This is a genomic window from Streptomyces sp. NPDC021562, from assembly GCF_040640875.1.
Taxonomy (GTDB): Bacteria; Actinomycetota; Actinomycetes; order Streptomycetales; family Streptomycetaceae; genus Streptomyces.
On sequence record NZ_JBFACN010000035.1, the window covers coordinates 70,759 to 77,868 of the forward strand.

A 7,110-nucleotide genomic window follows, 5' to 3' on the forward strand; every position below is an offset into this window, starting at 1 on the left:
TGCGTAGTGTCGGCGTCACTCAACCGGAGTCCCAGGCGGCGGGAGGGGAGCCACGGTGCCCGGAATCGACGAGTGCTTGCTGGAAGCGATGCGACTGCCCGGTGCGCGGGGTGCGGCGTTGGTCGACTGGACCAGCGGACTGGCCCTGGGCACGGTCGGGGAGGCGCCCGGCGGTGACCACGAGACCACCGCGGCGGAGGCGGCCGAGCTGGCACGGCTGGCCGCCGAGCACGGGGCGTTCAGCACGGACGACGACACCGAGATCAGCCCCCCGGTGGAGGACCTGATCGTCAGCAACCGGGACAGCTACCACCTGCTGCGGTTCGTGGTGACGTCCTTCGACGCCACCGTCTTCCTGCATCTGTGGCTGGCCCGTGAGGACGGCAACCTGGCCCTCGCCCGGATCCGGCTCGGCGAGATGGCCGAGCGGCTGGTGCTGGGATGACCGTGGTCAGGACACCTCCGCCGCTTCCGGTCCGGGACCGGGCGACCGCACCCGAACGGGCGCCCGGCGCGCTGTCCCCGATGCTGATACGGCTCGCCGAGGAGCGGGCCACCGGTGTCCTGGTCCGCGAGCACGGCAGCCTGCACCTGGTCGAGGGCCGCGTGGTGCACGCCGAGAGCCCCCTCGCCCCCGGCCTCGACGTGCTCCTCACGGCCCACGGCACGCTCGACGCGGCGGCCTGGCCCTGGACCGAGGACATGGCCGCCGCCACCCACCGGCTGTTCACCGCCGGCCTGCTGCCCCGAGGCGCCCTGGAGGTGTGCCGGCTCGGCGCCCTGTACGACGCGGGGTACTTCGCGCTCGCCCCCAGCAGCACCCCGGGCCGCTTCCGCTACGGCACCCCGGCCGTCGCGAGCCCCCTGCGGGCCGTGCCGGTCGCCGCCCTCGAACGCGAGACCCGGCGCCGCCGCGAACTGCTGCACCGCGTCTGGCCCGACCCCGCCACCGACGAAGCGCCGCTGATCCGGGCCGACCCGGTCGCGCCCCCGCCGGTCACGCCGCGTCAGCGGGCCGTCCTGCGCCGGGTGGACGGCGTCCGCACGGCCCCGGAGATCGCGCGGGACCTGGGCCGGCCGGCCTTCCACACGCTGGTGGACGTACGCCGGCTGGCGGCGGCCGGGCTCCTCGTCCCGGGGCGCACCAGGACCCCCGCGCCACCGCGGCTGCCCCCGGTCACCGACCCCGACATCGCGCTGCTGAAGAGGCTCAGGGATGCGCTGGAGGCCCTTTGAACGGCACCGCCCCGCCGAGAGGAGACAGCTGATGGCGGCAGAATCCGGCAGCTCCGACAGAGCGGCCGTCCTCGACGAACTGCACCGGCTGCGCACCCGGATGCCCCAGCTCACCGGCGCCCTCGCGGCCGGCGTGGACGGCCTGGTCGTCGCCCACGACTGTCCCGGCGTCGACCCGGAGGGCCTGTCCGCCCTGACCGCGGCCGAGCTCGGCGTCGCCGTGCGGGTCGCCGACGCCACCGGGAAGGGCGAGCTCAGGGAGCTGCTGGTGCGCGGCGCGGACGGCTACGTCGCCACCTACGCGGCCGGCCGCAGCGCCGTGCTCACCCTGCTCGCCGAGGACCGGGTGAACGTCGGCCGGCTGCACCTGGAGGGCCGCCGCGCCGCCGCCCGGATCGGAGAGCTGGTGGACGCCGCCGAGGCCGCCGCCAAGGCCCTGCGACCGGCCCGCGCCACCACCACACGGACCAGAACCACGCGCACGCCACGCACCAGCACCACCACCGACGCGCGCACCGCAACCGACAGTTGAAAGGAACCAGAACGTCATGGCCAACACCGAGACCGCGCTGAAAGAGTGCCTCACCTCCATCGAGGGCGCCACCGGCGTCGCACTCGTCGACTACACCAGCGGGATGGCGCTGGGCACGATGGGCGGCAGCAAGACCTTCGACCTGAACGTGGCCGCCGCGGGCAACACCGACGTGATCCGCGCCAAGATGCGCACCATGGAGCACCTCGGCCTCAAGGGTGAGATCGAGGACATCCTGATCACGCTGACCAACGCGTACCACCTGATCCGCCTGCTCAAGGGCCGCGGCGGCAACGGCCTCTTCCTCTACCTGGTGCTGGACGCCTCCCGCGCCAACCTGGCGATGGCCCGGCACCAGCTGAAGAAGATCGAGGAGGACCTGGAGGTCTGAGCGGCCTCACACCAGCGCCGCGGTGCGGCGACGGGTCCCGCCCGGGGACGCGTCGCCCGCCGCGATGCCGGTACCGCGGTACGCCTTGACGGCCTTGCCCGCCGGACGGCCGCCGCGCCCGTCGAGCCAGTCGACACGCACCCACATCAGCTGGTCCGCGGCCTTCTCCCGACGGCCCAGCCAGGCCGCCTTCAGGCGCAGCCCGGTGGCGGTGCCGGCGAGCAGCAGGCCGCCCGCCGCGGGCACCGCGAAGGAGCTGCCGAGGGCGGCGGCGAAGGCGAGCAGCAGCCACCAGCGGTGGCCGCGGCGCCAGTTGCGCACGGTCACGGCCCGGTCCTGGAGCACGTCGTGCTTGCCGGCCCGGGCGGCGCCGCGCAGCAGCTCGGTGTACCGCCCGCGGCGGACGAGGGCCACGACGGCGGCGCCGACGACGTACAGCGCGGCGCCGGCCAGCACGCCGATCCGGCGCCCGGTGATCCCCGGGGGCAGCACGCCCACGCCCGCCGCGAACACCCCGGCCCACCACAGGGGCGCGGCCCCGGCCCGTACGACCACGGCCACCCGGGCCAGTCCCTGTCCGCCGCGCCCTTCCCGTCCCCCACGCGCCATGTCCGCAGCCTCCTCGCCGGTGTCGGTCCGTCCGTAGGGCGGGACGGTAACGACCGAACGTGAGACGAGTCTTAAAGTCCCCTACCCGAAGTACCCGGGGTCCCCTGCCCGAAGTCCCCTACTCGACGAACAGACCCCGGGCCGCCGCCCGCGCGTCGAACTCCTCCAGGCGGACCTGTGCGTCCGGCAGGTCGTCGCACATCGCCTCCAGGAGCACCCGGCCGAGCAGCATCGGCGCGCACGCCGTGTCGAAGGCGAGCCCGGTGCCGACGGCGGCCGGCAGCAGCAGGTCGGAGACCTTGGCCACGGGCGCGAAGGCGGAGTCGGCGACGGTGACGACGGTCAGCCCGGCCTCCTTGGCGTAGCCGAGGGTGTCCACGACCTCGCGGGGGTGGCGGGGCAGCGCGAAGCAGAGCAGGGCGGAGGCGCCGGCGAGGACGGCCGCGTCGATGCGGTCGTGGATCATCGTGCCGCCCTCGTTGAGCAGCCGGACGTCCGGGTGGACCTTGGCGGCGAAGTAGGCGAAGCCGTACGCCTGGGAGGCGGCGGCGCGCAGGCCGAGGACCGGCAGCGGCCGGGAGGCGGCCAGCAGCCGGCCCGCCTGCTGCACGGGGCGGGGGTCGGCGAGCACCTCGGCGAGGTGCCGGAGGTTCTCGATCTCGGCCTCGACGGCCTGCTGGTACTCGTTGTAGGCGCCGTTGCCCGGCGTCTGCTCGGCGGGCACCACCTCGCGCAGGTGCTTGCGCAGCGCCGGGTAGCCGTCGAAGCCGAGGGCGACCGCGAACCGGGTCACGGAGGGCTGGCTGACGCCGGCCAGTTCGGCCAGCTCCACGCTGGACAGGAAGGGCACGTCGGCGGCGCGCCGCACCATGCTGTGCGCGATGCGCCGCTGGGTCGGCGTGAGCCGGTGCCCCTCGAAGAGCGCCTGCAACCGTGTCGCAGGGCTGTCGGTCACGCTCATGACGTGCTCCCCCTCCAGATGTCCGTGAACCGGTCGAGCAGGCCGGCCGCCGCGGTGACGTCGTCGGTGAGCGGCCGGTCGGCCGGGTCCGCCGCCAGCGCCGCCTCGGCGAGCTCCAGCGCCAGGCCCGCCCCGAGCCCGGGTTCGGGCCTCAGGTCGCGCTGGCGCAGCGCCCGCACGGCGGCGACGAGTTCGCAGCCGACCACCAGACGGTACGCACGGCAGGCGCGCAGCGTTTGACGGGCGGCGAGCGAGGCGAAACTGGCCTGCTCCTCGACGCCTCGGGAGAGTACAGCGTGCCCGAGGGAGGCGGGCGCGGAGAAGGCGCGCAGGTCGCCGAGGGCGGCGGCCGCGGCGTACTCCAGGATCATCACGCCGGAGGAGGCGGGCTCGTGGTCGGCGAGGAAGGGGCGCAGGCGGGTGTAGGCGGGCTCGTTGAGGGTGGACAGACGGGACGTGGACAGGCGCGCGACCTGGGTGACGGCGAGCCGGAAGTGGTCGAGGGCGAGGGCGAGTTGGGCCTCGTAGAAGCCGCCGTGGTGGTAGGCGGCGAGGTCCTCGACGGAGATGAGGGGGTTCTCGGCGGCGGCGTTGATCTCGATCCCCAGCACCTGTTCGAGGGCGTCGGCGGCGTCATGGGCGGGGCCGTGGATCTGGGGCAGGCAGCGGAAGCCGTACGGGTCCTGGATCCGGCCGAGCGGCGGGGTGGGCCGGTCGGCGGCGCCGATCAGCTCCCGCATCCGGCGGGCGACCTCGGTGCTGCCCCGGTGCGGGCGGGCCGCGTGCACGGGGGCCGCGTACGCCTCGTGGGAGCCGTCGACGGCGAGCAGGGACAGGGCCGCCACCACCTGGGTGGCCTCGATCAGGCCGCGCAGTTCGTGCAGGGCGAGCGCGGACTGACCGAGGGTGAGGGCGTTGCTGCTGATCAGGGCGAGGGCGTCGTTGTTGTCGAGGGGCTGCGGCTCGGGTGGCGCCTCGCCCCGCCAGGGGTGCTCGCCCGCCAGGGCCAGCCCCATCTGCGCCAGCGCCGCGATGTCCCCGGTGCCGACCGAACCGAACTCGTTGACGACCGGGTACGCGCCGGACTCCAGCGCCTCGCACAGGGCGGTGACGACGCTCGGCCTGAGGCCGGCGCCGCCCGCCAGCAGCTGGTTGGCGCGCACGGCGAGCATCGCGCGCACCTGCCGGGCGGGCAGTTCGTCGCCGATGGCGCCGGCGTGGCTGCGCAGCAGCCGCAGGCCGTGCCCGGCGGCGGCCTCGGTGGGCACGTCCTCGCTGCGGTTGGCGCCGACGCCGGTGGAACGGCCGTAGACGCGGCCGGTCGCGGCGATCCGGCGGGCGGCGTCCCAGGACTCCTCCGTGCGGCGCATCGCGTCCGTGCCGGGGACCGGCCGGGCGGTGCCGTCGGCGAGGCGTACGACGTCGTCGACCCCCATGCCGATGCCGTCGAGGACCACCAGACCGGAATGAGCTATTCCGACCTCGTCCGCGATGCGAGACGACATCACACCCAAACTCCCCTCGGCCCCGACCACCGGCTCCTGCCGCGCTATTCACACATCAAGAACTCTGCATGACGTTATACAGCCGGGCAAGGGACGTCTCGTGATCCGGTTGGAGGCATGGGCCAGGTCCGGGCGGCTCCGGCTCAGACAGCCCCCGCTTCCTGGACCGCCGTCGTGCGTGCCGCGGTCCTCAGGGGTGCGTCCGGGTCGGTGACGCGGTCGGGGTCGACCGGGGTTCCGGCGGTGATCAGGCGTCTGGCCTGGGCGAGGTCGCGGGGGCGGTCCACGGCGAGCACCGCGGTCAGGCGGTCGCCGCGCAGCCAGCACACGCTCCAGCCGTCCCGGCCGCCCGGCGTACCGCGCCGCACCACCGTGTCGCCGGCGCCGGCATGGCCCGCGAACTGCAGGACCCGCCCGAACTGCTCGGACCAGAAGTACGGCACCGGGTCGTACGGTGCCGCCGCGGACCCGTCGACGAGGTGGGCCGCGACCGCCCGCGCCCCGAGCAGCGCGTTGTCCCAGTGGTGCACCAGCAGCCGCTCCCCGTACCGGGCGGACGGGAAGGACGCGCAGTCCCCGACCGCGTAGACGTGCGGCGCCGACGTGCGCAGGTGCGCGTCGGCGGCCACCTCGCCGCGGGCCCCGAGGGCGATCCCGGAACCGGCGAGCCAGCCGGTCGCGGGCCGCGCGCCGATCCCGGCCACCACCGCGTCCGCCCGCAGCCGGGTGCCGTCCGTCAGCCGCACCCCGTCCGCGGCCACCTCGGCCACCCGGGTCCCGAGCCGCAACTCGGCACCCGCCTCGGCGTACCACGCCGCCATCGGCGCGGTCACCTCGGCGGGCAGCGCACCGCCGAGCGGCGCCCCGGCCGCCTCGACCACGGTGACCCGGCAGCCCGCCTCCAGGGCCGCGGTGGTGAACTCGGCGCCGATCCACCCGGCCCCGACGACCACCACCTCGGCGCGGGCGTCCAGCACACCGCGCAGCCGCTCGGCGTCGTCGAGGGTGCGCAGGGCGTACGCCGGCGCGCCCGGCGGTCGTACCGGGTCCGCGCCGGTCGCGATCACCAGCGTCTCGTACGTCAGGTCGCCGCCGGAGGTCACCAGCCGTCGCTCGGCCGGGAGTACCCGCCGGACGGTGCGGCCCGGCGCCACGGTGACGCCGAGCCCGGCGAGGTCGACGTCGAAGAACACCTCCGCGGGCCGGCCCCGCCCGCGCAGCACCGCCTTGGACAGCGGCGGCCGGTCGTACGGGCGGTGGGGTTCGCTTCCGACCAGGGTCACGGGACCGGCGTACCCGCGCTCCCGCAACGCGACCGCGGTCCGCACCCCGGCCGCTCCCGCGCCCACGACGACGACTCCCACTGACATCGACCTCCCTGTCCCGCCTTGTGTGTCCGGGCCTCATCGTGGCGGACCGGCCGGTCCCGGGTCCCGTCCGCGCGCAGGAGTCAAGGGGGCTGTAGGGGATGGTCCGGTCTCCGCGCCTCCCTAGCATCCGAGAGGTCCGGCCGCGGTGGCGGACGTCTGCGGACGGGCGTGGACACCGACACACAGGAGCGGGAGGAACCATGGCACGTGATTCCGAGTCCGGGCTGCCGGGCCGGTTCCCGTCCACGCGTGGTGTGTATGCGTCGATGTACACGGGGCGGGTGTGGACGATGCGGCAGTATGCGGGGTTCGGTTCGGTGGTGGAGTCGAATGCGCGGTATCGGGGGTTGATCGGGCAGGGGTCGACGGGGTTGTCGGTGGCGTTCGATCTGCCGACGCAGATGGGGTACGACTCGGATGCGGTGGTGGCGCGGGGTGAGGTGGGGAGGGTGGGGGTGGCGGTGGACTCGCTGGACGACATGCGGGTGTTGTTCGCGGGGATTCCG

General features: G+C 75.0%; 9 protein-coding genes. 5 read left to right on the plus strand and 4 right to left on the minus strand.

Features of this window, described 5'->3' with window-relative positions; all coding sequences use genetic code 11:
• Positions 1 to 55 precede the first annotated feature (55 nt).
• The 4 genes from AB0G52_RS36335 to AB0G52_RS36350 are packed head-to-tail and all read left to right on the plus strand — an operon-like array spanning position 56 to position 2,159.
• The gene (locus AB0G52_RS36335) at positions 56 to 445 is read left to right on the plus strand and encodes a hypothetical protein (protein ID WP_132893850.1); all 390 of its coding nucleotides are present in this window, start codon (positions 56 to 58) and stop codon (positions 443 to 445) included.
• Complete coding sequence (locus AB0G52_RS36340) at positions 442 to 1,236, plus strand: transcriptional regulator (RefSeq protein ID WP_361342761.1); 795 nt, start codon at positions 442 to 444, stop codon at positions 1,234 to 1,236. Before AB0G52_RS36335 ends, AB0G52_RS36340 begins: the two co-directional genes overlap by 4 nt.
• 31 nt (positions 1,237 to 1,267) lie before the next feature.
• Positions 1,268 to 1,768, plus strand: a complete 501-nt coding sequence (locus tag AB0G52_RS36345; RefSeq protein WP_132893846.1) for a roadblock/LC7 domain-containing protein — start codon at positions 1,268 to 1,270, stop codon at positions 1,766 to 1,768.
• A gap of 16 nt (positions 1,769 to 1,784) precedes the next feature.
• Positions 1,785 to 2,159: a hypothetical protein gene (locus AB0G52_RS36350; RefSeq protein ID WP_132893844.1), complete on the plus strand. Its 375-nt coding sequence runs from the start codon at positions 1,785 to 1,787 to the stop codon at positions 2,157 to 2,159.
• A gap of 6 nt (positions 2,160 to 2,165) precedes the next feature.
• On the opposite strand, the gene AB0G52_RS36355 is transcribed toward AB0G52_RS36350, so the two are convergent.
• The 4 genes from AB0G52_RS36355 to AB0G52_RS36370 form a co-directional block, all read right to left on the minus strand.
• Positions 2,166 to 2,768 (minus strand): hypothetical protein, encoded by a 603-nt coding sequence (locus AB0G52_RS36355; RefSeq protein ID WP_361342765.1) that lies wholly within the window; start codon positions 2,766 to 2,768, stop codon positions 2,166 to 2,168.
• A gap of 118 nt (positions 2,769 to 2,886) precedes the next feature.
• The gene (locus tag AB0G52_RS36360) at positions 2,887 to 3,729 is read right to left on the minus strand and encodes a MurR/RpiR family transcriptional regulator (RefSeq protein WP_132893841.1); all 843 of its coding nucleotides are present in this window, start codon (positions 3,727 to 3,729) and stop codon (positions 2,887 to 2,889) included.
• Positions 3,726 to 5,234 carry an aromatic amino acid ammonia-lyase gene (locus AB0G52_RS36365; protein WP_361342769.1) on the minus strand — a complete coding sequence of 503 codons (1,509 nt, stop codon included), beginning with the start codon at positions 5,232 to 5,234 and terminating at the stop codon, positions 3,726 to 3,728. The genes AB0G52_RS36360 and AB0G52_RS36365 overlap by 4 nt, the downstream gene beginning before the upstream one ends.
• Before the next feature lie 143 nt (positions 5,235 to 5,377).
• On the minus strand, positions 5,378 to 6,604 hold the full coding sequence (locus AB0G52_RS36370; RefSeq protein WP_132893838.1) for an FAD-dependent oxidoreductase: 1,227 nt from the start codon (positions 6,602 to 6,604) through the stop codon (positions 5,378 to 5,380).
• Positions 6,605 to 6,804: 200 nt separating this feature from the next.
• Between AB0G52_RS36370 and AB0G52_RS36375 the strand changes: the two genes are divergently transcribed.
• Positions 6,805 to 7,110, plus strand: a 306-nt coding sequence (locus tag AB0G52_RS36375; protein WP_361342773.1) for a methylmalonyl-CoA mutase family protein, incomplete at its 3' end; no start/stop codon positions are given.

Coding starts and splice junctions, on each gene's coding strand:
- AB0G52_RS36340 (WP_361342761.1), top strand. CDS start 442: ATGACCGTGGTCAGGACACCTCCGCCGCTTCCGGTCCGGGACCGGGCG.
- AB0G52_RS36345 (WP_132893846.1), top strand. CDS start 1,268: ATGGCGGCAGAATCCGGCAGCTCCGACAGAGCGGCCGTCCTCGACGAA.
- AB0G52_RS36350 (WP_132893844.1), top strand. CDS start 1,785: ATGGCCAACACCGAGACCGCGCTGAAAGAGTGCCTCACCTCCATCGAG.
- AB0G52_RS36355 (WP_361342765.1), bottom strand. CDS start 2,768: ATGGCGCGTGGGGGACGGGAAGGGCGCGGCGGACAGGGACTGGCCCGG.
- AB0G52_RS36360 (WP_132893841.1), bottom strand. CDS start 3,729: ATGAGCGTGACCGACAGCCCTGCGACACGGTTGCAGGCGCTCTTCGAG.
- AB0G52_RS36365 (WP_361342769.1), bottom strand. CDS start 5,234: ATGTCGTCTCGCATCGCGGACGAGGTCGGAATAGCTCATTCCGGTCTG.
- AB0G52_RS36370 (WP_132893838.1), bottom strand. CDS start 6,604: ATGTCAGTGGGAGTCGTCGTCGTGGGCGCGGGAGCGGCCGGGGTGCGG.